17 protein-coding genes are annotated in these 25945 nt (G+C 38.4%); 16 read left to right on the top strand and 1 reads right to left on the bottom strand.

Annotated elements, in window-relative coordinates; genetic code table 11:
- The first annotated feature begins 1 nt into the window (after position 1).
- The 3 genes from nusA (at position 2) to AC3RVF_RS00220 (ending at position 6806) form a co-directional block, all read left to right on the top strand.
- Positions 2-1234, top strand: a complete 1233-nt coding sequence (gene nusA / locus AC3RVF_RS00230) for a transcription termination factor NusA (RefSeq protein WP_489690657.1) — start codon at positions 2-4, stop codon at positions 1232-1234.
- Positions 1235-1292: 58 nt separating this feature from the next.
- Positions 1293-4187, top strand: coding sequence for a translation initiation factor IF-2 (infB, locus tag AC3RVF_RS00225; RefSeq protein ID WP_489692484.1), 2895 nt, complete (start codon positions 1293-1295; stop codon positions 4185-4187).
- Between the two features lie 135 nt (positions 4188-4322).
- Entirely contained in the window at positions 4323-6806 is a 2484-nt protein-coding gene (locus AC3RVF_RS00220) for a DUF5916 domain-containing protein (protein WP_489690659.1), read from the top strand.
- A 26-nt stretch (positions 6807-6832) separates the two neighbouring features.
- On the opposite strand, the gene AC3RVF_RS00215 is transcribed toward AC3RVF_RS00220, so the two are convergent.
- Positions 6833-7228 (bottom strand): SPOR domain-containing protein, encoded by a 396-nt coding sequence (locus AC3RVF_RS00215; protein WP_489690660.1) that lies wholly within the window; start codon positions 7226-7228, stop codon positions 6833-6835.
- A gap of 318 nt (positions 7229-7546) precedes the next feature.
- On the opposite strand from AC3RVF_RS00215, the gene AC3RVF_RS00210 reads away from it, so the two are divergent.
- The 13 genes from AC3RVF_RS00210 (at position 7547) to ruvA (ending at position 25944) form a co-directional block, all read left to right on the top strand.
- Entirely contained in the window at positions 7547-8860 is a 1314-nt protein-coding gene (locus AC3RVF_RS00210; protein ID WP_489692691.1) for a c-type cytochrome, read from the top strand.
- A gap of 30 nt (positions 8861-8890) precedes the next feature.
- Positions 8891-11956: a TAT-variant-translocated molybdopterin oxidoreductase gene (locus tag AC3RVF_RS00205; protein WP_489692483.1), complete on the top strand. Its 3066-nt coding sequence runs from the start codon at positions 8891-8893 to the stop codon at positions 11954-11956.
- Between the two features lie 35 nt (positions 11957-11991).
- Entirely contained in the window at positions 11992-13791 is a 1800-nt protein-coding gene (gene nrfD / locus AC3RVF_RS00200; protein WP_489690662.1) for an NrfD/PsrC family molybdoenzyme membrane anchor subunit, read from the top strand.
- Positions 13792-13793: 2 nt separating this feature from the next.
- On the top strand, positions 13794-14330 hold the full coding sequence (locus tag AC3RVF_RS00195) for a DUF3341 domain-containing protein (protein WP_489692482.1): 537 nt from the start codon (positions 13794-13796) through the stop codon (positions 14328-14330).
- A 1-nt stretch (position 14331) separates the two neighbouring features.
- Complete coding sequence (locus AC3RVF_RS00190; protein ID WP_489690664.1) at positions 14332-14991, top strand: c-type cytochrome; 660 nt, start codon at positions 14332-14334, stop codon at positions 14989-14991.
- 25 nt (positions 14992-15016) lie between these two features.
- Positions 15017-16393: a quinol:cytochrome C oxidoreductase gene (locus tag AC3RVF_RS00185; protein WP_489690665.1), complete on the top strand. Its 1377-nt coding sequence runs from the start codon at positions 15017-15019 to the stop codon at positions 16391-16393.
- Positions 16394-16421: 28 nt separating this feature from the next.
- Positions 16422-17492, top strand: coding sequence for a cytochrome c oxidase subunit II (locus AC3RVF_RS00180; RefSeq protein ID WP_489690666.1), 1071 nt, complete (start codon positions 16422-16424; stop codon positions 17490-17492).
- Between the two features lie 17 nt (positions 17493-17509).
- Positions 17510-19339, top strand: coding sequence for a cytochrome c oxidase subunit I (locus AC3RVF_RS00175; RefSeq protein WP_489690667.1), 1830 nt, complete (start codon positions 17510-17512; stop codon positions 19337-19339).
- A 233-nt stretch (positions 19340-19572) separates the two neighbouring features.
- Positions 19573-20595, top strand: coding sequence for a Holliday junction branch migration DNA helicase RuvB (gene ruvB, locus AC3RVF_RS00170; RefSeq protein WP_489692481.1), 1023 nt, complete (start codon positions 19573-19575; stop codon positions 20593-20595).
- Positions 20596-20604: 9 nt separating this feature from the next.
- Positions 20605-21936 carry a cytochrome P450 gene (locus tag AC3RVF_RS00165; protein WP_489692480.1) on the top strand — a complete coding sequence of 444 codons (1332 nt, stop codon included), beginning with the start codon at positions 20605-20607 and terminating at the stop codon, positions 21934-21936.
- Positions 21937-21939: 3 nt separating this feature from the next.
- A complete protein-coding gene (gene queG / locus AC3RVF_RS00160) occupies positions 21940-22866 on the top strand; it encodes a tRNA epoxyqueuosine(34) reductase QueG (RefSeq protein WP_489690670.1) in 927 nt (308 codons plus the stop codon).
- Positions 22867-22974: 108 nt separating this feature from the next.
- Complete coding sequence (locus tag AC3RVF_RS00155; RefSeq protein WP_489692479.1) at positions 22975-25269, top strand: NADP-dependent malic enzyme; 2295 nt, start codon at positions 22975-22977, stop codon at positions 25267-25269.
- A 93-nt stretch (positions 25270-25362) separates the two neighbouring features.
- Positions 25363-25944, top strand: coding sequence for a Holliday junction branch migration protein RuvA (gene ruvA, locus AC3RVF_RS00150; RefSeq protein ID WP_489690672.1), 582 nt, complete (start codon positions 25363-25365; stop codon positions 25942-25944).
- Position 25945: the final 1 nt, after the last annotated feature.

Genomic DNA, 25945 nt, shown 5'->3' with positions numbered 1-25945 from the left:
TATGGAAAACTTAGCACTAATCGATTCTTTCTCGGAATTTAAAGACGACAAACAAATAGATAGAGTAACGCTTATGGCGATACTTGAAGACGTTTTCAGAAATGCGCTAAAGAAAAAATACGGAAGCGATGATAACTTTGATATTATCGTAAACCCAGACAAGGGCGATCTTGAAATCTGGAGAAACCGTGTAGTAGTGGCTGATGGAGAAGTGGAAGATCCTAACGAGGAAATTTCTCTTAGTGAAGCACAAAAAATTGAGCCAGATTTTGAAATTGGTGAAGATGTTTCAGAAGAAGTAAAACTTATAGATCTTGGCCGCCGTTCTATTTTAGCATTGCGCCAAAACCTTATTTCGAAAATTCACGAACACGATAACACAATTGTTTACAAGCAATTTAAGGATCTTGAAGGTGAAATTTATACTGCCGAGGTGCATCACATTCGTCATCGTGCAGTTATATTGCTAGATGATGAAGGCAACGAAATTATACTTCCAAAGGAAAAACAAATTCCTTCTGATTTTTTCAGAAAAGGAGATAACGTACGTGGAATTATTGAAAGCGTAGATTTAAAAGGGAACAAACCCACGATTATTATGTCGAGGGCAGCTCCAATTTTTCTTGAAAAATTATTTGAGCAGGAAATTCCTGAAGTTTTTGACGGTTTAATTACAGTTAAGAAAGTGGTTCGTATTCCTGGTGAAAAAGCAAAAGTTGCTGTAGATTCTTACGATGATCGTATTGATCCTGTAGGAGCTTGTGTTGGGATGAAAGGATCTAGAATTCACGGTATTGTTCGTGAATTGGGTAACGAAAATATAGATGTAATTAATTACACTAGCAACCTTACCTTATATATAACGAGAGCACTTAGCCCTGCAAAAGTTACTTCGGTAAAAATTGATGAGGTTAAAAAACGTGCTGAGGTTATTCTTCGCCCAGAAGAAGTAAGTAAAGCAATTGGCCGTGGCGGACACAATATTCGTCTTGCCGGGCAATTAACAGGTTATGAAATAGATGTGCTTCGTGAAGGCGCAGAAGAAGATGTTGAATTATCAGAATTCTCTGACGAAATAGAAGGTTGGATTATTGAAGAATTCAGTAAAATAGGATTGGATACGGCTAAAAGCGTATTAGAACACGACATCAACGATTTGGTAAAACGTACCGATCTTGAAGAAGAGACAATCCGCGACGTTATAAATATATTAAAAGAAGAATTTGAAGAGTAGTTGAAACTTTAATTACTTTTATACAAATTTTTTAAAAAGAACATAGGAAAAAGCATTTATGGCTGAAGAAAAATCGATAAGGCTAAACAAAGTATTGCGCGAATTTAATATCTCGTTGGATCGTGCCGTGGAATTTTTAAAAGATCACGGTCACGAAGTTGACGCGCGTCCTACTACGAAAATTTCTAACGAAGAATACAAAGTTCTTTTTGAAGAGTTTGAGACCGACAAGAGTAAGAAGATGGAGTCCAAAGAGGTCGGTGAGGAAAAGCGTAAAGAGAAAGAAGAATTTCGTCTTGAGCGTGAGCGCGAACTTGAAGAAAAGCAGAAGAAGGAAGAAGCTACTCGCGTTATACGAGCTGGAGCAAAACTGGACGGCCCTAAGCAGGTTGGAAGAATCGATTTGGCTACAGGCAAACCCAAAAAGGAAGAGCCGAAAGTTGAAGAGAAACCAGTGGAGCCTAAAGAAGCTAAAAAGGAGGAAGTGAAAGTTGAAAAAACTGAAGCTGTTGCACCTCCCGTAGTAGAAGAAAAGGCAAAAGAGGAAGTAGCTAAGGTAGAAAAAGTAGAAAAAGCTAAGGAAGAAGAACCTAAGGAAGAAAAGCCTAAAGTTGAAGAAAAGCCTAAAGTTGAAGAGAAGCCAAAAGCCGAAGAGAAGCCTAAAGTAGAAGAAGCTCCTAAAGCTGAAGCGCCTGCTAAAGAAAAAGAGAAAGAAACAGTTAAAGAAGCTCCGGCTGTCCAAAAGGAAGAGCCGAAGAAAGAAGAAACAACGGAAGCCCCAAAAGTTTCAGATACAGTTACTACACAGTATCGAAAACTTGAAGGCCCCAACTTTACTGGTCAAAAAATCGATCTTACCCAGTTTAAAAAACCGGAGAAGAAAAAAGATGTTAAGGCCGACGATAAGAAAAACATTAAAGGCAAAAGACGCCGCATAAGTAAAGAAGCTCCAAAACCTGGAAGTTCAAACACCCGAGATAATCGCGGACCAGGATCTAATGCGGGAGCGGCAAATAGAAAAGGAAGAAGTAACACACCAAAAGAAGAGCCAAGCGAAGAAGACGTGCAAAAACAAGTACGTGAAACCTTGGAAAAACTTCAAGGTAAATCTTCCAAAGGAAAAGGTGCTAAATACCGTCGAGAAAAACGAGATACGCACCGTCAAAAATCTGATGAACTTGCACAACAGGAAGCCGATAACAAACTTATTAAAGTTACGGAATTCGTTACTGCAAGCGAAATGGCAACGATGATGGATGTTCCGGTTACTAAAATTATCTCAGCTTGTATGAGTTTAGGTATGATGGTAACGATGAACCAACGTCTAGATGCTGAAACATTAACTATCGTTGCTGATGAATTTGGTTATGAAGTTGAATTCGTAACGGCCGATATTGGCGAATCTATCATTCACGAAGTAGATGCTCCAGAAGATCTTCAGCCACGTGCGCCAATCGTTACCGTAATGGGTCACGTTGATCACGGTAAAACTTCACTTTTAGATTATATACGTAAAGAGAATGTAATTGCCGGTGAGTCTGGTGGAATTACCCAGCATATTGGTGCCTACGGTGTTGAACTAGATGGTGGTCAAAAAATGGCATTCCTAGATACTCCTGGTCACGAAGCGTTTACCGCAATGCGTGCCCGTGGAGCTCAAGTTACCGATCTTGCAATTATTGTAGTTGCGGCAGACGACGATATTATGCCACAAACTAAGGAAGCAATTAGCCACGCGCAAGCAGCTGGTGTTCCAATAGTTTTTGCTATAAACAAAATAGATAAGCCCAACGCAAATCCTGAAAAAATTAAAGAAGGACTTGCCCAGATGAATTTACTAGTTGAAGATTGGGGTGGAAAAATTCAATCGCACGACATTTCGGCAAAAACTGGAGATGGTGTAAAAGAATTACTTGAAAAAGTATTACTTGAAGCTGAATTACTTGAATTAACTGCAAATCCAAACCGCCAAGCAAACGGTACTGTAGTGGAAGCCTTCCTAGACAAAGGTCGTGGATATGTTTCAACAGTATTAGTACAAGGAGGAACGCTAAAAGTTGGTGATTATGTATTAGCAGGTCAACACAGCGGAAAAGTGAGAGCAATGCAGGATGAACGCGGTAATAACGTGAAAGTGGCTGGTCCATCAACTCCTGTATCTGTACTAGGATTAGACGGAGCACCACAGGCTGGAGACAAATTTAATGTGTTTGCAGATGAACGTGAAGCCAAAGCAATTGCTACAAGACGTACACAATTACAACGTGAGCAGTCTGTAAGAACACAACGTCATATTACGCTTGACGAAATTGGACGACGTATTGCACTTGGTGAATTTAAGGAGCTTAATATTATTCTTAAAGGTGATGTGGATGGTTCTGTGGAAGCATTAACAGATTCATTCCAAAAACTTTCTACCGAAGAAATTCAGGTTAATATAATTCATAAAGCTGTTGGTCCAATTACCGAAAGTGATGTGTTGTTAGCTTCAGCTTCCGATGCAATTATTATCGGCTTTAACGTTCGCCCAATGGGTAACGCGCGCCAAATTGCAGATAAGGAAGAAATAGATATCCGTACATATTCAATTATCTACGATGCTATAAACGATCTTAAAGATGCAATGGAAGGTATGCTTTCTCCTGAAATGAAGGAGGAAATTAGCGGAACTGCTGAGATCAGAGAAACATTCAAAATTTCGAAAGTAGGAACAATCGCTGGATGTATGGTTCTTACCGGAAAAATATTCCGAAACTCTAATATCCGTTTAATTCGTGAAGGTGTGGTTGTTTACACTGGCGAGCTTTCTTCTTTAAAGCGATTCAAAGATGATGCGAAAGAAGTTGCTAAAGGATATGATTGTGGTATTCAGGTGAAAAATTACAACGACATTTATGAGAACGATATTATTGAAGCGTTCCAAGAAGTTGCAGTGAAGAAGAAGCTGAAATAATTAATCCATAATTTAAATTTTAGAACGACCTGAAAATCATTTTTTCAGGTCGTTTTTCATTTAATTAATTTAGAATTCTTCAGATTGGGTGTAACAATTCAATTTTTTCGTGGTCTATTAAGCAAACCAAACCCAATGTACTTTTCATCAAAAAGCATTTTCTTCTTGGCGCTTCTGTCTTTCAGTAGCGTAATGTTCGCTCAGACCAGTGATAGTATTCCAAGAAAAAAAATAACCATTCTCCGTACAACTGAAGCTCCAAAAATTGATGGTGTTTTAAACGATGCTGCTTGGCAAAATGCACCAATTGCAACCGATTTTGTGGAGCGCCAACCAAACAATGGCAGGAAAATACCAGATAGCTTAAATACAGAGGTTAAAATTATTTATGATGATTTGGGGATTTACTTTGGTGCAACGATGAAGGATCCAGAGCCCGATAAAATTTTAAAGGAACTTACCGAAAGAGACGGAATTGGTAACGACGATTTTTTCTTCGTTCTTTTAAACGGTTACAATGATAGGCAACAAAGTTTACAGTTTATTATAACTGCCGCAGGAGTGCAATACGACGCTAAAATGACAAACGACAATGAGGACAGCTCGTGGAACGGTGTCTGGTACAGTGCAGTACAAATAAATGACGACGGCTGGGTGGCTGAACTTTTTATTCCCTATTCTGAAGTGCGATTTCCAAATAAAAATATACAAGAATGGGGCTTAAATATGGAGCGGGAGGTGCGAAGAACGCGAACACGTTATTCTTGGAGTCCAATAGATAATACCAAAGGCTCCTTTTCAATTTATGACGGGGAGATTTATGGAATTGAAAACGTACAATCACCCACAAGACTTTCATTTCAGCCGTACGTTTCGGTTTATGTAGATGATTATGATGACACGACTAAAACCGCAATTAACGGTGGCATGGACCTTAAATATGGCATCAACGACGCCTTTACTTTAGACATGATTTTGATTCCAGATTTTGGACAATCTAAGTTTGACGCCGAAATATTAAATCTTTCAGCATTTGAGACGCAATACGAAGAAAATAGACCGTTTTTCACAGAGGGAACTGAGCTTTTCACAAAAGGAAATCTTTTCTATTCGCGCAGAGTAGGTGGCTCGCCGTCGCGCTATCCGAATCTTGCAGAGAATGAAGAAATTGAAAACTATGCTGGGTCTGTCGATCTTATAAATGCCTTTAAAATTTCGGGAAGAACAGACGGAAATCTGGGAATAGGTGTTTTTAATGCAATTACTGAAAGAACCTACGCCGACATTAGAAATGCCCAAAATGGTGAAACCAGGAAAGAGGTTGTAGAACCTTTCGCAAACTATAATATTATGGTTTTAGATCAGCGTTTTGGAGATAACTCTTCGGTTTCAATTGTAAATACAAACGTTATTCGCGAAGGCAATTTTAGAGATGCAAATGCAACAGGGCTTTATTTAGATTTGACCAATAAAAAGAACACTTTTAATTATTCTGCAAATGTTGAAGGTAGTTGGGTTGAAGAAGATACTACAAAATTTGGGGTGGAAGGTTTTGCGGGAATGGCGAAGATTAGCGGCAAAAACCGTATATCTGCAAATATCAATTTTCGCACACAAGATTACGATATTAATGATATGGGTTATTCTGGCGAAACGAATTTCATTAATTACTACGGCTATTACGGTTATAGATATCTTCAGCCAAAGGGATTTTTAAATAATCTGAATCTTAATTTCAACTTAAATTATACACGCAGACTGGAGACAGATCTTTATAACAATTTCACCTTCAACTTCAATTCTAGTTTTACAACTAAAAAGTTTTTTGCTTTTGGTGGTGGGTTTGAAATGACTCCTTTTGGTAGTAACGATATTTATGAGCCGCGTGTAAATGGAAGGTTTGTAGAAGTACCGGATTACTATGATTTTTGGGGTTGGTTTTCCACAGATTATCGGAAAAAATTGGCCGTTGATGTAAATATAGACTGGTATAAATACGACGAAGATGGACGTGGTAATTTGAATCTTCGGTTTGCACCGCAGTATCGAGTTTCGGATAAATGGAAAATTTATTTTAGCACAAATGTGGCTCTTTCAGATAAAGAAGAAGGTTTTGTGGGTTTAGCTGCGGATGATATTATTTTCGGAAAACGTGATAGAAACACGGTAGTTAATGCATTGGAGTCACAATACATTTTCAATAATAAAATGGCGCTTAATTTATCTTTTCGCCATTATTATTCCGAAGTGGAATACAGTGAGTTTTTAACTTTACAGAATGATGGGTCGCTTGTAGCAAACACTGTTTTTAACGAAAATAGAGATGCAACTTATAATAATTGGAATGTAGATTTAAGATTTTCGTGGTGGTTTGCACCAGGAAGCCAAGTTTCAATTTTGTATAGAAATGCGATGGAAAGCTATATTCGCGATTCGCAGATTAATCTTTTAAACAATTTCAGCAATTTATTTGATGAGCCACAATTGAATAGTATTTCAATGCGAATTAGTTACTATGTAGATTACAATAGAATGAAAAACTGGTTTGGAAAGCCCAACAAAATTCAGTCTTCTCGAGATATTGATAGAGACGAGAAAATAAATAAAGCTGGAATATAAGCAGTTAAATTACCGAAGAATAAGTTCTATTTTCTTCGTTCCGGTTTCAAAATAAACGCAGCAGAAAAGCTTTGTTGAATTTCCATTAGGGCTCTTTCTGCTTCAATTCGCGAAGAAAAATTTCCTGCCCAAACTTTATAATTAGGTGTTTCGTATTCAATAGAAGCTGGCCAATTTGTGTGGCTTCCGCGATATTTTCTTAGAATTTGATTCGCTTTGTCCAATTCGCCATAATACAACTGTATTGTAAAACCATCAGAAAGTTTATTTTCCTTTTCCAATTCTTTTTTCAAATTCAGCAATTGTGTAATCTTTGAATCTGTATTGACCGTTAACGTAGCACTTTGTGCTAGGCAATTGCCAGAAATAAAAGTGATTAAAATGCTGACAATTAAAATTTTGGAATAGGTTTGTAGATTCATAAGTTTATTTGTTTTGTGCAAAGGTAAAACTTAATAACATTGTGGACAGCCAAATTATTATTTAGAACAGATATAAATTAATAGTTAACACTTTGTTTGCATTTTCAAAATCGACTTTATAATGTACTTTTGTGCCTTTATTTGTGGAGCGGAATGAGTCTAAAGATTCCAGTAATCAGTAACCAATTCTGTTCCAAAACTATCGACAGTAAATTAATCATTTTGTAAAGAAATTAGCACATCAAAGAGTTTCGCCCTAAAACCGAAATGATTTTTTTGCGAATTCCGAATACCAATAAAAAACAATATAATCAACAGATGAAAAAGGTGAATTTTATACATCTACGCTCAAAATTGCCACTTCTTTTGTTAGTGTTTTTACTAACTTTTTCAACTACCATATATTCACAAGATGCACCAGCGGAAGCTGCTGCAGCGAGTACTGGAGGTGATGTTGCTGCAGGGGAGTCTTTATTTAAAGCCAATTGTGCTGCGTGTCATAAACTGGATAAAAAGGCAGTTGGACCAGCTCTTAGAGGTGTTGGCGAAAAGTATGATCGCGATTGGTTGAATAAGTGGATTAAAAACAGTCAAGCGCTTATTGCATCTGGCGACGCCATAGCAGTAAAAATATTTGAAGAAAACAACAAGGCTATAATGACAGCCTTTCCTGCGCTAAGTGATAGCGATATAGACAATTTACTTGCTTATGTTGATCAGCCAAAAGCTGCACCCCCGGAACCTGTTCCAGGTGCTGCAGGTGCCGGTAGTACAACTGGCAGTGTTGGTTCTGTTTCAAATACTTTAGTGATAGGTGCGCTAGCGCTTATTTTCTTGTTATTGGTAATAATGCTTTACTTGGTAACTAATACACTTAAAAGAATTGCTGAGGCTAATGGTGTTGTATATGAAGAAAAAGAAAAGCGCACTCCAATCTGGAAGGCGTTTGTTCAAAACCAATTCTTGGTTTTGGTTTTCTCTATATTCTTGTTGCTTTCTGGGGCTTATTTTGGCTACGGTTATTTAATGCAGGTTGGCGTTGATCAAGGATATGCTCCTGTACAACCAATACACTACTCACATAAAATTCACGCTGGTGATAATCAGATAGACTGTAATTTCTGTCACAGTTCTGCTAGAAAAAGTAAAACTTCAGGAATTCCTTCATTAAATGTTTGTATGAATTGTCATAAAAATATTTCGGAAGTGGCTCCTGAAACAGCTACCGAAGAATATTCAAAAGAATTTTATGACGGCGAGATAGCAAAATTATATAATGCTGTAGGATGGGATGCAGAAAATCAAGAGTACACCGGTAAAACCGAGCCTGTTAAATGGGTGCGTATTCACAACCTTCCAGATTTTGTGTATTTTAACCACTCACAGCACGTTACAGTTGCAGGTGTTGCCTGTCAAACTTGTCACGGAGAAATTCAAGAAATGGAAATTGTAGAGCAGTTTGCGCCGCTTACTATGGGATGGTGTATTAATTGTCACAGAGAGACCAACGTTAATATGGCGAATAATGAATATTACGCCAAAATACACGAAGAGCTTTCTAAGAAATATGGAGTTGAGAAGTTAACAATCGCCGAGATGGGTGGATTGGAATGCGGAAAATGTCATTATTAATAAAATTAAAGGAAAATTACAGATAGCAATATGGCATCAAACAAGAAATACTGGAAAAGTGTTGAGGAGCTGAACGAAGACAGCACAATTGTGAAGGCGCTACAGGACAATGAGTTTGTAACTGAAATACCTACAGACGAGTTTCTTGGCAATAAAGGAGCATTAGAATCTTCTTCAACCACGCGTCGTGATTTCTTAAAATATGTGGGTTTTTCCACAGCAGCGGCTACATTAGCAGCTTGCGAGGGTCCCGTGGTTAAGTCTATTCCTTATGTTGTTCAACCTCACGATATAGTTCCTGGAGTTGCAAACTATTATGCGTCTACCATGGCGGATGGTTTCGATTTTGCCAATATTTTGGTTAAAACTCGAGAAGGACGCCCAATTAAAATTGAAAGAAACGATTTAGCGATTAATGGTGGAAGCGCAAATGCACGTGTGCACGCTTCAGTACTTTCGTTATACGATAAAAATAGATTAACAGGTCCAATGTTGGACGGAGCCGGAGTAACTTGGCCAGAGTTCGATACTGCTGTTGCGCAGAAAATGAACGAAATGTCTGGAAAAGACATGGTGTTGCTTACTCAAACTTTTGCAAGTCCTTCTGCGTCAAAATTAATTTCTGAATTCACAGCTAAATACCCAAATGTACGTCACGTTGTATATGATACAGTGTCTTGTTCGGGAGCTTTGGATGCTTTTCAAAATAAATACGGAAGCCGTGCGCTACCAGACTACGATTTTTCAAAAGCTGAAGTAATTGTTTCAGTGGGTGCTGACTTCTTAGGAGATTGGCAAGGTGGAAGTTATAGTAAAGGGTATGCAAAAGGGCGTATTCCGAAAAACGGTAAAATGTCTCGCCACGTTCAGTTTGAGGCAAACATGTCTTTAACTGGTGCAAAAGCAGACAAGCGTGTGCCAGCTACACCTTCACAACAAGTTGAAATACTAAAAGCATTAACAGGAGGAAGCGCTTCGGGGCTGCCAGAACATATTACGGCTTCCGTTAACAAAGCAAAAGCACAACTTCAAAAAGCTGGAAGCAAAGCTTTATTGATTACAAATTTACCAGACGTTGCTTCACAAACAATGGCGCTTAATTTCAATGCCAATAGTGAGGCGATGGATGCTAAAAAGCCTTTGCTAATTAGACAAGGAAGCAATAGTGAAGTAATGAATGTTGTAAATGGAGTGATATCTGGAAGTATCAAAGGTTTAATTACCATTGGTGTTGATCCGGTTTATTCATTACCAAATACAAAAGAATTTGCTGAAGGCTACAAAAAGCTTGAAATGAGTCTTGCATTTGCTATGAAGCAAGATGCTACAGCTTCAATGGCAAAAATGGTTGCTGCTACTCCACACTATTTGGAGTCTTGGGGCGATGCGCAAATGAAGAAAGGTACTTATAGCCTTACACAGCCAACAATCCGTCCGTTATTCAATACGCGTCAATTTCAGGATAGCATATTACAGTGGACAGGAAACACTCAAAAATATTACGATTACTTAAAGGATACTTGGACTACTTCAGTTATAGCTGGTGGTTCTTGGAGTCAAGCACTTCACGATGGATTTGTTTCAAGTGAAGCCGAAGTATCAATGGAGAAATTAACTCCTGCTTCTGAAGGTGCTGGTATTATAGAAGAAAGCACTACTAACGGAGCTCTTTCCTTCCTTTCACAAGAAGGCGGATATGACCTTACTTTATATACCTCTACAGGTTTAGGAGATGGTCAACAAGCTAACAACCCTTGGTTACAAGAGTTTCCAGACCCTATTACTAGAGCGTCTTGGGATAACTTTCTTACAGTTTCGGCTGCAGATGCGGAAGCTTTAGACCTTGAAAATACACACGTTTCAAATGGCGCCCTGAACGGGAGTTATGTAAATGTGAAATTGGGCAATGTTGTAGTTGAAAACATACCAGTAATTATTCAGCCCGGACAGGCAAAAGGTTCTGTTGGTTTGGCTTTAGGTTATGGTAAAACTGCTGCAATTCAAGAAGAAATGCAAACAGGTGTAAACGCATACCAGCTTTATCAGAACTTTTCGAATATTCAAAAAGTTTCTATTGAAAAGGCTAGTGGAATGCACGAGTTTGCTTGTGTGCAATTGCAAAGCACAATGGCTGGGCGTAGTGAAGATATTATTAAGGAAACTACCCTTGAAATTTTTAATACAAAAGACAAATCAGTTTGGAATACTATTCCAGTAACTGATTACGATCATAGTCCTATATCAGTTCGTGAAGAGAAAGCAGATCTTTGGAGTCCTTTCGATACAAGTATTGGGCATCACTTTAATCTTTCTATAGATCTTAATGCGTGCACTGGTTGTGGCGCTTGCGTTATTGCTTGTCACGCTGAAAATAATGTTCCTGTTGTAGGAAAAGAAGAAGTACGGAAATTTCGTGATATGCACTGGTTGCGTATTGACAGATATTACTCTGCGGGTGAGACTTTCAAGGATGAAATTGAAATGCTAGAAAATCTTCCTGCTTTTGATAGTTATAAAGTAGTTGAAGTTCCGGCACAGGAAAATCCTCAGGTTGCTTTCCAGCCTGTAATGTGTCAACACTGTAACCACGCTCCATGTGAAACTGTTTGTCCAGTTGCGGCAACATCACACGGACGTCAAGGGCAGAATCAAATGGCTTATAACCGTTGTGTGGGTACTCGTTATTGTGCAAATAACTGTCCTTACAAGGTGCGTCGTTTCAACTGGTTCTTGTATAACGAAAACGACGAGTTTGATTATAACATGAACAACGATCTTGGTAGAATGGTGCTTAACCCAGATGTGGTAGTACGTTCTCGTGGGGTTATGGAAAAATGTTCTATGTGTATTCAAATGACGCAAAAATCAATCCTTGATGCTAAGCGCGACGGAAGACCAGTTAAAGATGGTGAATTCCAAACTGCTTGTTCAAAAGCTTGCGATACGGGCGCAATGGTGTTCGGGGATGAAAACGATGAAAATTCTGAAGTGTTAAAGCTGAAAAAAGATGATAGGATGTATCATCTTCTAGAGAATATTGGTACAAAACCAAATGTTTTCTATCACGCTATTGTGAAAAATACATCAGAAGCATAAAAATTAATAAAAAACCAATTATTTAAGAATTATATATGTCGTCACACTACGAAGCACCTATAAGAGAGCCGTTGGTTCTGGGAGAGAAGTCCTATCATGACATCAGTGTAGATGTTGGGGCACCCGTTCTGGGAAAGGCCAATAAATCTTGGTGGATTGTTTTTACCATTGCCCTTATAGCATTTTTATGGGGATTGGGATGCATTATCTACACCGTATCAACCGGTATTGGGGTTTGGGGATTAAACAAGACCATTGGTTGGGCTTGGGATATTACAAACTTTGTATGGTGGGTAGGTATTGGTCACGCCGGAACACTTATTTCTGCGGTATTGCTACTTTTCCGTCAAAAATGGAGAATGGCTGTAAACCGTTCTGCGGAAGCAATGACAATTTTCGCAGTAGTTCAAGCTGGATTATTCCCTATTATCCACATGGGTCGTCCTTGGTTGGCCTATTGGGTACTTCCTATTCCAAACCAGTTTGGATCGCTATGGGTGAACTTTAACTCACCTTTGCTTTGGGATGTATTTGCAATTTCAACATATCTTTCTGTATCACTTGTATTCTGGTGGACAGGATTACTTCCTGATTTTGCAATGATTCGTGACAGAACTAATAGCCCATTTCAGAAAAAAATATACGGCATCCTTAGTTTTGGATGGAGCGGTCGCGTAAAAGACTGGCAACGTTTTGAAGAAGTATCGCTTGTTTTGGCAGGTTTGGCTACACCATTGGTGCTTTCGGTACACACAATTGTATCCTTTGACTTTGCTACGTCTGTAGTTCCAGGATGGCACAGTACTATTTATCCGCCATACTTTGTTGCGGGAGCAATTTTCTCAGGTTTTGCAATGGTGCAAACACTTTTGATTATTATGCGAAAAGTTTCAAATCTTGAAGCTTATATCACAGTTTTACATATTGAATATATGAACAAGGTAATTCTACTTACGGGTGGAATCGTTACCGTTGCTTATATTATTGAATACTTCATTGGATGGTATTCTGGTGTTCCTTATGAAAATTACGTTTACCTTTCTTTTGGTGCCGCAACGGGACCATACTGGTGGGCATTCTGGGCATTAATTACCTGTAACCTTATTGTGCCCCTTACACTATGGGTGAAAAAATTAAGAAGAAATATTGTTTATACCTTTATTGTTGCCCTTATTATTAACATAGGGATGTGGTTTGAGCGTTTTGATATTATCGTTATCGATTTAAGTAAAGACCGTTTAACTTCTTCTTGGGCGATGTTTCAACCAACGTTTGTTGATATCGGAACCTTTATGGGAACGATTGGTTTCTTCTTTGTGCTTTTCTTACTCTATGCACGTACTTTCCCAGTAATTGCACAAGCAGAGGTAAAAACAATTTTGAAATCTTCTGGAGAGTCTTTTAAAAGATTGCGTGCCGTGCACGGTGACGATCATAGTCATGTACAATCAGTAGAGGGGTATCCTGCCGATGCTGGACCATCTGCCAATATTGAAGATAAAGATTTTGATTCTGCTTTCAATGAGCCAGAGAATGATGTTGAAAACAATGAAGTTGATTTTGAAGCTCATAGAGGTAAAATAGATAACTTATTGAGTGCAGTTGGAACATTTGATCCATCGGTTCAAAAACAAGATGATCTTAAAAAGATAAGTGGAGTTGGACCAGTAATGGAACAGAAACTTCATCAACTTGGAATTTTCACCTTTGAGCAGGTAAGTAGAATGACTGACCGCGAATACGATTTATTGGACGAGATAATTAGTGAATTCCCAGGAAGGGCCAAGAGAGATGATTGGGCTGGACAGGCACTAATGCTAAAAAACAAGAACTAATTATGGCTTCTAAAAAGATACACGCTATTTACACTGATGACGACCTATTATTACAGGCCGTTAAGCAGACCCGCGCTGCAAACTATCATATCTCTGAGGTTTTTACACCATTCCCTGTACACGGTTTAGACCACGCAGTAGGATTGGCACCAACCCGTCTTGCGATAGCTTCATTTTTGTACGGTATTACTGGATTGAGTGTTGCTGTTATTATGATGAATTTTATAATGATTCAAGACTGGCCACAGAATATAGGGGGCAAGCCAAGCTTCACGTTTTATCAGAACATGCCAGCGTTTATTCCTATTATGTTTGAGCTTACAGTATTTTTTGCAGCTCACTTAATGGTTATAACGTTTTATATGAGAAGTAAACTTTGGCCATTTAAAAAAGCTGAAAATCCAGATTTACGTACAACAGACGACCATTTTTTAATGGAAGTTGATGCCGATAATCACGATGTTGAAAAGTTAACGAAGTTCTTGTATGATACTGGTGCATCGGAAATTAGTCTAATTGAAAACGAGCAAGACCATTAATATGAAAACATTAATAAACATAGGAATTGCCATTATTGCTTCTGCAACCATGGTTTCTTGTTTTAACGATAAAAAGCCAAATTATCAGTATTTTCCTAATATGTATGAGCCAGTAGGCTATGAAACATACGGAGAATATCAAATTTTTCCAGACCAGCAGGAGGCAATGCATCCACCGGCTAATACGATACCTCGTGGTTATACAGCGTATGATTACGAAAACAGTACAGCTGGATTAGAACTTGCAAAAGCCGAATCACAAAGCCCTTACCCAGTTAACGAAGAGAATATAGCCGTTGGTGCGCAGCTCTACACAGTGTATTGTGCTGTTTGTCACGGAGACAAAGGTGATGGACAAGGAATTTTGGTAACACGCGAAAAGTTTTTAGGTATTCCTAGCTATGCCGATGCAGGACGAAACATTGTACCTGGAGGTATCAACCACGTTCAAGTTTATGGTCTAAATGCAATGGGATCTTATGCTGGCCAAGTAAATGAAAAGGAACGCTGGCAAATTGCAATGCACGTTATGGATCTTAAGGCGGCGCTGAATGGTGAGCCCGGAATTCTTGAAACTGCAAGTGTTGCTACAGATTCAGTAAATGGATCAACAGGAAAAAATATGGAAGCAGTTAATGCATCCGAAGTAGATAAAAAGTAAGGAATTAAAGAGAATAGCTAAAGATATGTACACGCTACCTAGTAAATTAAAACTGTTTTCTATCATTATAATGGTCCTTGGACTTGCAGGAATGACCTATGGTTTTCTTACGACCCCAAAGACTGTAGAAGATGTTAAAAAAATCATGGCCGAACAGGAAGGCCAACACGGTGAAAGTCACGCTGTCGAAGGACATGGCGATGAAAGCACAGCGAATTTTGTAGATACTGCCCGTGGAGTGGAAGGCTATTCAGAAGCAGCTATGGAGCATGCGACTGACTTAAAGCCAGAAGGCCATGGCGCAAGCTCACACGAAGAGCATGTTTTGCACCAAATGCAAACAAGACCTTGGTCGGCAACATTTGTAGCAGCATTCTTCTTTATGATGTTGGCGCTAGGAGTATTAGTTTTTTATGCAATTCAATTTGCATCTCAGGCAGGATGGTCTCCGGTTCTTTATAGAATTATGGAGGGTATTACGTCTTATTTACTTCCGGGTTCTATTATTGTTGTTTTAATAGTAGCATTTGCTGGAACACATTTTTTCCCTTGGCAAAACGCAGAGTTAGTTGCGGAAGACAAAATTCTACAGGGTAAAGCTGGATATCTTAACTTGCCTTTCTTTTTAATTCGTGCCGTAATTTACCTTTTAGGATGGAACCTATATCGTCATTTTTCTAGAAAAAATTCGTTAGCACAAGCAGAGGCTAATAACTATGGACCATATAGAAAGAACTTTAAAATGTCTATATTTTTCCTTTTGTTCTTCTTGTTAACAGAAGCAACAATGTCGTGGGATTGGTTTATGTCTATGACTCCACACTGGTATAGCACACTATTTCCTTGGTATATTTTTGCTAGTATGTTTGTATCGGCAATTACTGTACTTGCTCTTGTAACAATACATTTGAAGAGTCGAGGATTGATTCCTTTTGTAAGTGATAAGCATTTGCACGATTTAGCAAAATATATGTTCGCCTTTAGTATTTTCTGGACTTATTTATGGTTCAGTCAATTTATGCTAATTTGGTATGCTAACATTCCTGAGGAAGTAACCTATTTTATTATAAGAATACAAGAATACAAATTGTTGTTTTTCGGAATGCTTATCCTTAATTTTGTATTCCCTATTCTAGTATTGATGAATAGCGATTATAAAAGAGTGCCTTGGTTTGTTGTTATTGCTGCTGTATTCATATTGATAGGTCATTATATAGATATTTTCTTATTGGTGATGCCTTCAACAGTAGGCCATAACTGGGGTTTTGGAATTCCAGAAATAGCAGCGCTATTATTCTTTGCAGGACTTTTCATTTTCGTTGTTGGAACGGGATTGGGCAAAGTATCCTTAAGACCGAAGAATGATCCGTTTATTAAAGAAAGTGAAAACTACCATTTTTAATCATTTAGTTTAAAGAAGATATAGTAAGATGACCGCATTTCTAGTTGTATTAGTAATTATTCTTTTTGGAATTTCTGTTTGGCAAATGAACAGAATATTTCAATTGGCTCAAGTAAAGCCAACAATTCATTCCGAAATAGCTTCGGATAAGGACAATAACATGAATGGTTATTTAATGATGGGCTTTTTAGCTTTCATCTATATTTTAGCCATACTGACCTTTTGGATTTGGGGCGATACATTATTGCCACAATCGGCATCTGAGCACGGATCCGAAATTGACAATTTAATGTTGATCTCTATGGTTGTCATCTTTTTGGTGGGAATCCTTACACAGTGGTTGCTCCACTGGTTTGCTTTTGTATACAGAGGTAACAAAACAAAAAGAGCAACTTTCTACGCAGATAATGACAAGCTAGAGTTTATTTGGACTATTATTCCTGTAATCGTTCTTGCCGGTCTTATTATCTACGGTCTATTTACTTGGACCGATATTATGAATGTTGACAAAGATGACGATCCACTAATTGTTGAGCTATATGCACAGCAATTTAACTGGAAAGCCCGTTACGGTGGAAATGATAATACGCTAGGAGAAGCAAACGTTCGATTGATAGCCGGAATAAACCAATTAGGTGTAGATCCTGCAGACCCGAACGGACAAGATGATAAAATAGTAACAGAACTTCATTTACCAGTTGGTAGAAAAGTATTGTTCAAAATGCGTTCTCAAGACGTGTTACACTCAGCATATATGCCTCACTTTAGAGCTCAGATGAACTGTGTTCCAGGAATGATAACTCAATTCGCTTTCACTCCTACAATTACTACGGAAGAAATGAGACAGGATGAGTACGTTGTTGAAAAGGTTGCAAGAATCAATAACATCAGAAAAGAAAATAGCGTTAAACTTATCGCCAACGGTGAAGAAGCGCTAGATTCATATGAATTTGATTACATTCTTTTATGTAACAAGATTTGCGGAATAAGTCACTACAACATGCAAATGAAAATTATAGTTGAATCTGAAGAAGACTATAAAGCATGGTTGGCAGAACAGCCTACCTTAGGAGATCAGCTTAGTAAAGAAACTAAATAATATTAGCTTAAATAGATATGTCAGCACACGAACAGGTCCACGCAGTAGAAGATCACCATGACGATCACGGGCATCATCATAAAGAAACATTTGTAACTAAATATATCTTTAGCCAAGATCATAAAATGATTTCTAAACAATACCTTATTACAGGTTTGTTTATGGGAGTTATTGGTATATTAATGTCTTTATTGTTTAGATTACAATTGGCTTGGCCAGACCATAAATTCACCATTTTCGAAATTTTCTTAGGAAAATGGGGAACCGATGGCGTAATGGATCCAAGTGTTTACCTTGCGTTAGTTACCATTCACGGAACCATCATGGTTTTCTTTGTATTAACTGCAGGATTAAGTGGAACTTTTAGTAACCTATTAATTCCCTTGCAAATTGGTGCAAGAGATATGGCCTCTGGATTCTTGAATATGATTTCCTATTGGCTATTCTTCTTATCAAGTTTTGTAATGCTTTGTTCATTGTTTGTTGAAGCGGGACCCGCTTCTGCAGGATGGACAATTTATCCTCCCTTAAGTGCGTTGCCTCAGGCAATTCCAGGTTCTGGAGCAGGAATGTCGCTTTGGTTAATTTCAATAGCTATTTTCATTGCATCGTCTTTATTGGGGTCGCTAAACTATATTGTTACCGTAATTAATTTACGTACAAAAGGTATGTCTATGACGCGCCTTCCGTTAACAATTTGGGCGTTTTTTGTAACTGCAATTATTGGGGTAGTATCTTTCCCAGTTTTATTTTCTGCAGCGCTAATGTTAATTATGGATAGAAGTTTTGGTACTTCTTTCTTCCTTTCAGATATTTATATTGCAGGTGAAGTATTACACCATCAGGGTGGTTCACCGGTATTGTTCGAGCACCTATTTTGGTTCCTTGGGCACCCTGAAGTATATATTGTAATTCTACCAGCGATGGGTATTGTTTCCGAAGTAATGGCAACAAACTCTCGAAAACCAATTTTCGGTTATCGCGCCATGGTTGCATCCATTCTCGCAATTGCGTTCCTTTCAACTATTGTTTGGGGACACCATATGTTTATTTCTGGGATGAATCCTTTCCTTGGGTCTGTATTTACATTTACAACCCTTCTGATTGCAATTCCTTCAGCAGTAAAAGCTTTTAACTGGATAACCACACTCTGGAAGGGAAACTTACAGATGAACACGGCAATGTTGTTCTCTATAGCTTTCGTTTCAACATTTATTACTGGTGGATTAACAGGTATTATTCTTGGTGATAGTGCTTTAGATATTAACGTTCACGATACGTATTTTGTAGTTGCTCACTTCCACTTGGTAATGGGTATATCTGCACTTTATGGCCTACTTGCGGGAGTTTATCACTGGTTCCCAAAAATGTTTGAAGGTAAAATGATGAATAAGAAACTTGGCTATATTCACTTTTGGGTAACCTCAATTGGTGCTTATGGTATTTTCTTCCCTATGCATTTTGTGGGGATGGCAGGTTTACCACGAAGATATTATAGTAATACAGCATTTCCATATTTTGATGATTTGGCAGACATTAACGTAGTGATGACTATTTTCGCAATCATTACTATTTCTGTTCAGGTTGTCTTTTTATACAACTTCTTCCATTCAATTTTCTTCGGAAAAATTGGCCCGAAGAATCCTTGGAGAGCTACAACACTAGAGTGGACAACAGAAATAAAACACATACACGGAAACTGGGATGGTCCAATTCCACACGTATATCGTTGGTCTTACGACTACAGTAAACTGAATAAAGACGAAACGGATTATGTAATTCCTGGACAGGATTTTATACCGCAAAACGTCCCACTTCAAGATAACGAAGACGAGATGGATCATTAAATAATCCTACATACTTCCTTACAAAAGAGCCCTTTCAATATTGATAGGGCTTTTTTGTACGTAAAAATTGCGTACTACTACGTAGTATAACTTTAAATGTTTTGTCTTATCTTTACACTATTGAGTTAATAATATGTAGGAAGTGAGGAATCTACTATTTATTTCAAGAGCCATGCTGAAAAGTATGGCTCTATTTTTTTATAGGGCATCCAAAGGATTGCTATATTTGTGTTATGAACGAAAACCTCGATCCTACTGGAGAAAATCTCTCATCTCAGGAACTGGATATTGAAAAGAAACTGCGCCCCCTTAGCTTCGACGATTTTACTGGGCAGGATCAGGCATTGGAAAACCTTCAAATATTTGTTCAAGCGGCAAACTTGCGGAGTGAAGCATTGGATCACACTCTGTTTCACGGACCTCCAGGATTGGGAAAAACCACCCTTGCTTATATTCTTGCCAACGAACTTGGTGTAAACATTCGTGTTACTTCTGGTCCAGTATTAGACAAACCTGGCGATCTTGCAGGATTACTCACCAATCTCGACGAGCGCGATGTGCTCTTTATTGATGAAATACACAGATTAAGCCCCATTGTGGAAGAATATCTTTACTCTGCAATGGAAGACTACAAAATAGATATTATGATTGAATCTGGACCGAATGCGCGTTCAGTTCAAATAAATCTGAACCCTTTTACGCTTATTGGTGCGACTACCCGTTCAGGATTGTTAACAGCCCCAATGCGCGCTCGTTTTGGCATCTCTTCTAGATTACAATATTATACTACAGAACTACTTACCACCATATTAGAGCGAAGCGCCGGAATTTTGCACGTTCCTATTACTATGGAAGCCGCTGTGGAAATCGCTGGCCGAAGTCGTGGAACACCTAGAATTGCAAATGCACTTTTGCGAAGAATCCGTGATTTTGCACAGATAAAAGGTAATGGAAAAATTGACATTAAAATCGCAAGATTTGGGTTAGATGCATTGCACGTTGATGCTCATGGTTTAGATGAAATGGACAATAAAATTTTATCTACCATCATCGAAAAATTTAAAGGAGGCCCCGTTGGTATAACAACAATTGCCACGGCAGTTTCCGAAAGCCCTGAAACTATTGAAGAAGTGTACGAGCCATTTTTAATACAACAAGGTTTCATCATGCGAACCCCTCGCGGAAGAGAAGTTACTGATGCCGCATATAAACACCTTGGAAAGGTGAAAAGCCCATCGCAAGGCGGATTATTTTAAAAACTTATTATGGAAGCAAAGAAAATTCCGTCGGTTTCTGCCTTCCGTTTTTTGATTCATTCTACTCAGATACTCAAAAACCCATTGCCATTTCACCATAAAAATTTTGAAACGAAAGGGGATACTTTTCGATTGAAACTTGGTTTTGGCAAATCGGTTATTTTTTCTCGCGATGCTGGTTTTGCGCAATATGCACTTCAGAAAAACCACAAAAACTTTACAAAATCGCCCATCCAAACACGCGATCTCGTTAAATATGTAGGTCGCGGACTTTTAACTTCCGAAGGAGAATTATGGCAAAAACAGCGAAAACTTATTCAACCCGCTTTTCATAAAAAGCAATTGGTTAATTTGTTGGATACCATTCACGGTGCCATAAAAGCGGAACTGATAAAAATTGAAACAGCTGGCGCCAATGATATTTTTCCTGTCTTTAACGACCTCGCATTTCAAACTGTTGTAAAGTCACTTTTCAGTAGCGCCGTTGATCAAAAGGAAATTAACAGACTTCAGCACATTACTGAATCTGCCCAGCAAATGCTGGTGAAGGAATTACGACAACCGTATCTTGGTTGGTGGTTTAAACTGAGCGGAAAAATCGCAAAACATATTTCTGAAACTAATGACGCCCGCAATATTCTTAAAAAACTAGTTAACGAAAGACGCCAATCGGCAAAGCGGGAAGACGATTTGCTCGATATGCTTTTGGATGCTAGATACGAAGACGGCAGCGCAATGGCAGATGAGCAACTGATTGACGAAATACTAATTCTCTTTACGGCGGGTCACGAAACAACATCGAATGCGCTAACATTTACTTGCGAATTGTTAGCTCGCAACCCTGAAATTCAGGAAAAACTTTTTGCTGAAATTACCGAGGCGGAAGAAAAAACAGAAACCTTAATAGATTTTATAAAGCATTGCCCATTTACCAAAAATGTAATTGAAGAATCGTTGCGTCTTTATCCGCCGGCTTATTTTATTGACCGTGTAAATATTGAGGACGATGAATTTGGAGATATGTTTATCCCTAAAAATTCTAGTTTGTTATTTTCAATATTAGAAATTCATACCAATCCTGAAAATTGGGACGAGCCACAAAAATTTAAACCCGAGCGATTTTCAGATGTAAATCCCAATCACTTTTCGGGTCAGTATTTTCCTTTTGGTGCCGGTCCACGGATGTGTATTGGCAATAATTTTGCGATGTACGAAATGATTCAGGCAATTGCCGAAATAGTGAAAACGTACAAGATTTCTGAAAAAAACACGCCAATTGAAATAAAACCGCTCATAACGCTTAAGCCAAAAAATGCTATTTTGGAATTTAATTACAGATAAAACTTGATAGAGAATACTTCAAAATATACGCAGTTAATAAAAACCGAAGCCAAGCGTCTCGGTTTTTTATCCTGTGGAATTAGCAAAGCAGAATTTTTAGAGGAGGAGGCGCCACGTTTGGAAAGCTGGCTTAATAAAAACATGAATGGCGAAATGGGGTATATGGAAAACCATTTCGACAAAAGGCTGGACCCAACAATTTTGGTTCCCGGCTCCAAAAGTGTTATTTCTTTATTGCTGAATTATTTCCCTTCTGAAGCACAAACTTCAGAAACCTATAAAATTTCAAAATACGCATACGGCACCGATTATCATTTTGTAGTAAAAGACAAGTTGAAACAATTGCTGCATTTTATTTCCGAAGAAATAGGCGATGTACAGGGTCGTGCATTTGTAGATTCTGCACCGGTTTTAGACAAAGCTTGGGCGGCAAAAAGCGGTTTGGGATGGATTGGCAAACACAGCAATTTGCTTACAAAACAGCTGGGCTCTTTTTACTTTATTGCCGAATTAATAGTCGATATAAAGTTGGAATATGACACTCCCGTAACCGATCACTGCGGCAGTTGCACCGCTTGCATAGATGCGTGCCCCACAAACGCGATTGTGGGCGATAGAATTGTGGATGGCAGTAAATGCATCTCGTATTACACTATTGAATTGAAAAATGAAATCCCAACTTCACAAAAAGGAAATTTTGAAGATTGGATGTTTGGTTGCGATATATGCCAGGATGTGTGTCCGTGGAACCGTTTCAGCAAACCACACAACGAGTCACTTTTCAACCCAAATCTCGAAATGCTTTCTATGTCTAAAAAAGACTGGGAAGAAATCACCGAAGATGTTTTTCAGAAAATATTCAAGAATAGTGCGGTAAAACGGACTAAATTTTCGGGCTTAAAACGAAATATAAACTTCTTGAAAGATTAACTTTCAAATTTTCGTCATTACAACTAACATTCTAACTTTGTAGGTCTTTTGGGTAATTGTGAAATAACAAGTATCAAAAAGGTTACACCGGATTAATAGTATAGACATATGAGCAAACAAAGCAAACGTAGAGAAGCCCTTTTATATCACGCAAAACCAAGACCTGGGAAAATTGAGGTTATTCCTACAAAAAGTTATTCTACACAACGAGATTTATCTTTAGCGTATTCGCCGGGTGTTGCGGAACCTTGTTTAGAAATAGAGAAAAATGTTGAAAACGCATATAAATACACAAACAAAGGAAACCTCGTTGCAGTAATTACCAACGGAACCGCCGTTTTAGGCTTGGGGAATATTGGTCCCGAAGCTTCAAAACCCGTGATGGAAGGCAAAGGGTTGCTTTTTAAAATTTTTGCAGATATAGATGTTTTTGATATTGAAATAGGAACCGAAGATATAGATGAATTTGTTGCTACAGTTAAAAACATTGCACCAACTTTTGGGGGCATAAACCTTGAAGACATTAAAGCTCCCGAAGCATTCGAAATTGAAAGAAGGTTAAAGGAAGAATTGAATATTCCTGTAATGCACGACGATCAGCACGGTACGGCAATCATCTCTGCTGCGGCATTATTAAACGCATTAGAAATATCTGAGAAAAAAATTGAGAACGCTAGAATTGTAATTAGTGGGGCTGGTGCTGCTGCAGTTTCGTGTACCCGTCTTTACAAAGCTTTTGGCGCGAAGAATGAAAACATTGTAATGCTGGATAGTAAAGGTGTTATTCGTAATGACCGCGACAGCCTTACCGATGAAAAAGCAGAATTTGCCACACATAGAAAAATTGACACGCTGGACGAAGCCATGGTAGATGCCGATGTTTTTGTTGGCCTTTCGGTTAAAGATATTGTAACGCCTTCAATGCTTCTAAGCATGGCTCTAAACCCCATTGTTTTCGCAATGGCAAATCCCGATCCGGAAATTGAATACGATCTAGCTGTAAAAACGCGAAAAGATATTATTATGGCAACAGGCCGTAGCGATCATCCTAATCAAGTAAACAATGTACTTGGATTTCCGTTTATTTTTCGTGGAGCATTAGATGTTCGCGCTACAAAAATAAACGAAGCGATGAAAATGGCTGCTGTAAAAGCATTGGCCGACCTTGCCAAAGAACCCGTTCCAGAACAAGTAAATATTGCTTATGGCGAAACCAGACTAACATTTGGGAAAGAATATATAATTCCTAAACCTTTTGATCCACGCCTTATAACCGCAGTCCCTCCCGCTGTAGCGAAGGCTGCAATGGAAAGTGGTGTTGCTACTACAAATATTACCGATTGGGAAGAATACCAAGAGGAGCTTTATGAGCGCATGGGTAGCGACAATAAAATGATTAGATTATTAGTAAACCGAGCAAAACTGGCTCCAAAGAGAATTGTTTTTGCGGAAGCCGATCATTTAGATGTGCTAAAAGCCGCACAAATTGTTTTCGAAGAGGGTATTGGCATCCCTGTTTTATTGGGAAGAAAAGAAATTATCGTCGAGTTGATGGAACAGATAGATTTTGATGCCGACATTGAAATAATCGATCCAAAAAATGATGAGAATGCTGATAAGCTTCAGTATTACGCTCAAAAACTGTGGGGAAAACGTAGAAGAAGCGGAATTTCACTTTACACTGCCGAAAAGCTTATTCGTGAGCGAAATTATTTCGCTGGAATGATGCTGAGTGAAGGCGATGTAGATTGTATGATCTCTGGTTACGCACGTTCCTACCCAGCTGTGGTAGTGCCAGTTTTTGAAACCGTAGGAAGATTTGAAGGTGTTACTAAAGTAGCAACCACAAACGTGATGCTTACTAAACGCGGCCCGTTGTTTATTTCTGATACATCTATAAATATAGATCCAACGGCAAAAGAGCTTGCAAAGATTGCACAAATGACCAATTACACGATGAAAATGTTTGGTTTGCAACCCGTAATTGCAATGATTTCATACGCCAACTTCGGCTCTTCAAAAGATCCGCATGCTACCAAGGTACGGGAGGCGGTAGACCTGCTTCATAAAAGTAATCCAGATATGATTGTTGATGGCGAGTTACAAACTGATTTTGCGCTAAACCCTGAAATGCTCAAAAAGAAATTTCCGTTTTCAAAATTGGCTGGTAAAAAAGTAAACGCACTTATTTTTCCAAATCTAGATTCGGCAAACAGTAATTACAAATTACTGAAAGAGTTAAACGGTGTAGAATCCATTGGCCCAATTATGTTGGGAATGCGCAAGCCTGTTCACATTCTGCAGTTGGGTGCTAGTGTTGAAGAAATTGTAAATATGAGTGCCGTGGCTGTTGTAGATGCACAACAGAAAGAGAAAGCTGTGCGGGAGCAAGGAAGCAAGTAAATACATAGCTTTCCCCTCAATATTTTCGCAAAAACCCCAATGGCAGTTGCAAATAATTATACTATATTTGAACCTTTAAGTTTTCGTTAACATATGATAACCCATATACAGGGCAGACTGGTTGAAAAAAATCCAACTGATGTAGTGATAGATTGCAATGGAGTGGGATACTTTATTAATATTTCATTGCACACATATTCTGAACTTCCTTCAAGTGAAAATGTGAAGTTATTTACCCACTTACTAGTGCGGGAAGATGCTCATACGCTTTACGGATTTTCGAGTGTTGCGGAACGAGAAATATTTAAATTGTTAATTAGTGTTTCGGGGGTTGGGGCTAGTATTGCAAGAACGATGTTGTCTTCTTTAGCACCAGAACAAGTGCTTGATGCCATTGCGCAGAACGATTTACCAACGATTCAATCTGTAAAAGGAATAGGAGCCAAGACAGCACAACGTGTGGTTTTGGACTTAAAAGATAAGATTTTAAAAGTATACGGTTTGTCATCTATTTCTGCGGGAACAAGCAATACTAACAAAAATGAAGCGTTATCTGCTTTGGAGACGCTAGGTTTTGTTCGTAAACAGTCCGATAAAATAGTGGATGCTATTGTAAAGGAGAATCCAGATGCTTCGGTAGAAATGATCATTAAACAAGCTTTAAAAAATTTGTAAA

It is taken from the genome of Aequorivita sp. IT1183, assembly GCF_058068265.1.
This window is presented reverse-complemented; position numbering and strand designations above follow the sequence as displayed.

What these genes read in the sequence shown, in the direction of transcription:
- nusA (WP_489690657.1), top strand. Translation starts at nt 2, where the DNA reads ATGGAAAACTTAGCACTAATCGATTCTTTCTCGGAATTTAAAGACGAC.
- infB (WP_489692484.1), top strand. Translation starts at nt 1,293, where the DNA reads ATGGCTGAAGAAAAATCGATAAGGCTAAACAAAGTATTGCGCGAATTT.
- AC3RVF_RS00220 (WP_489690659.1), top strand. Translation starts at nt 4,323, where the DNA reads ATGTACTTTTCATCAAAAAGCATTTTCTTCTTGGCGCTTCTGTCTTTC.
- AC3RVF_RS00215 (WP_489690660.1), bottom strand. Translation starts at nt 7,228, where the DNA reads ATGAATCTACAAACCTATTCCAAAATTTTAATTGTCAGCATTTTAATC.
- AC3RVF_RS00210 (WP_489692691.1), top strand. Translation starts at nt 7,547, where the DNA reads ATGAAAAAGGTGAATTTTATACATCTACGCTCAAAATTGCCACTTCTT.
- AC3RVF_RS00205 (WP_489692483.1), top strand. Translation starts at nt 8,891, where the DNA reads ATGGCATCAAACAAGAAATACTGGAAAAGTGTTGAGGAGCTGAACGAA.
- nrfD (WP_489690662.1), top strand. Translation starts at nt 11,992, where the DNA reads ATGTCGTCACACTACGAAGCACCTATAAGAGAGCCGTTGGTTCTGGGA.
- AC3RVF_RS00195 (WP_489692482.1), top strand. Translation starts at nt 13,794, where the DNA reads ATGGCTTCTAAAAAGATACACGCTATTTACACTGATGACGACCTATTA.
- AC3RVF_RS00190 (WP_489690664.1), top strand. Translation starts at nt 14,332, where the DNA reads ATGAAAACATTAATAAACATAGGAATTGCCATTATTGCTTCTGCAACC.
- AC3RVF_RS00185 (WP_489690665.1), top strand. Translation starts at nt 15,017, where the DNA reads ATGTACACGCTACCTAGTAAATTAAAACTGTTTTCTATCATTATAATG.
- AC3RVF_RS00180 (WP_489690666.1), top strand. Translation starts at nt 16,422, where the DNA reads ATGACCGCATTTCTAGTTGTATTAGTAATTATTCTTTTTGGAATTTCT.
- AC3RVF_RS00175 (WP_489690667.1), top strand. Translation starts at nt 17,510, where the DNA reads ATGTCAGCACACGAACAGGTCCACGCAGTAGAAGATCACCATGACGAT.
- ruvB (WP_489692481.1), top strand. Translation starts at nt 19,573, where the DNA reads ATGAACGAAAACCTCGATCCTACTGGAGAAAATCTCTCATCTCAGGAA.
- AC3RVF_RS00165 (WP_489692480.1), top strand. Translation starts at nt 20,605, where the DNA reads ATGGAAGCAAAGAAAATTCCGTCGGTTTCTGCCTTCCGTTTTTTGATT.
- AC3RVF_RS00155 (WP_489692479.1), top strand. Translation starts at nt 22,975, where the DNA reads ATGAGCAAACAAAGCAAACGTAGAGAAGCCCTTTTATATCACGCAAAA.
- ruvA (WP_489690672.1), top strand. Translation starts at nt 25,363, where the DNA reads ATGATAACCCATATACAGGGCAGACTGGTTGAAAAAAATCCAACTGAT.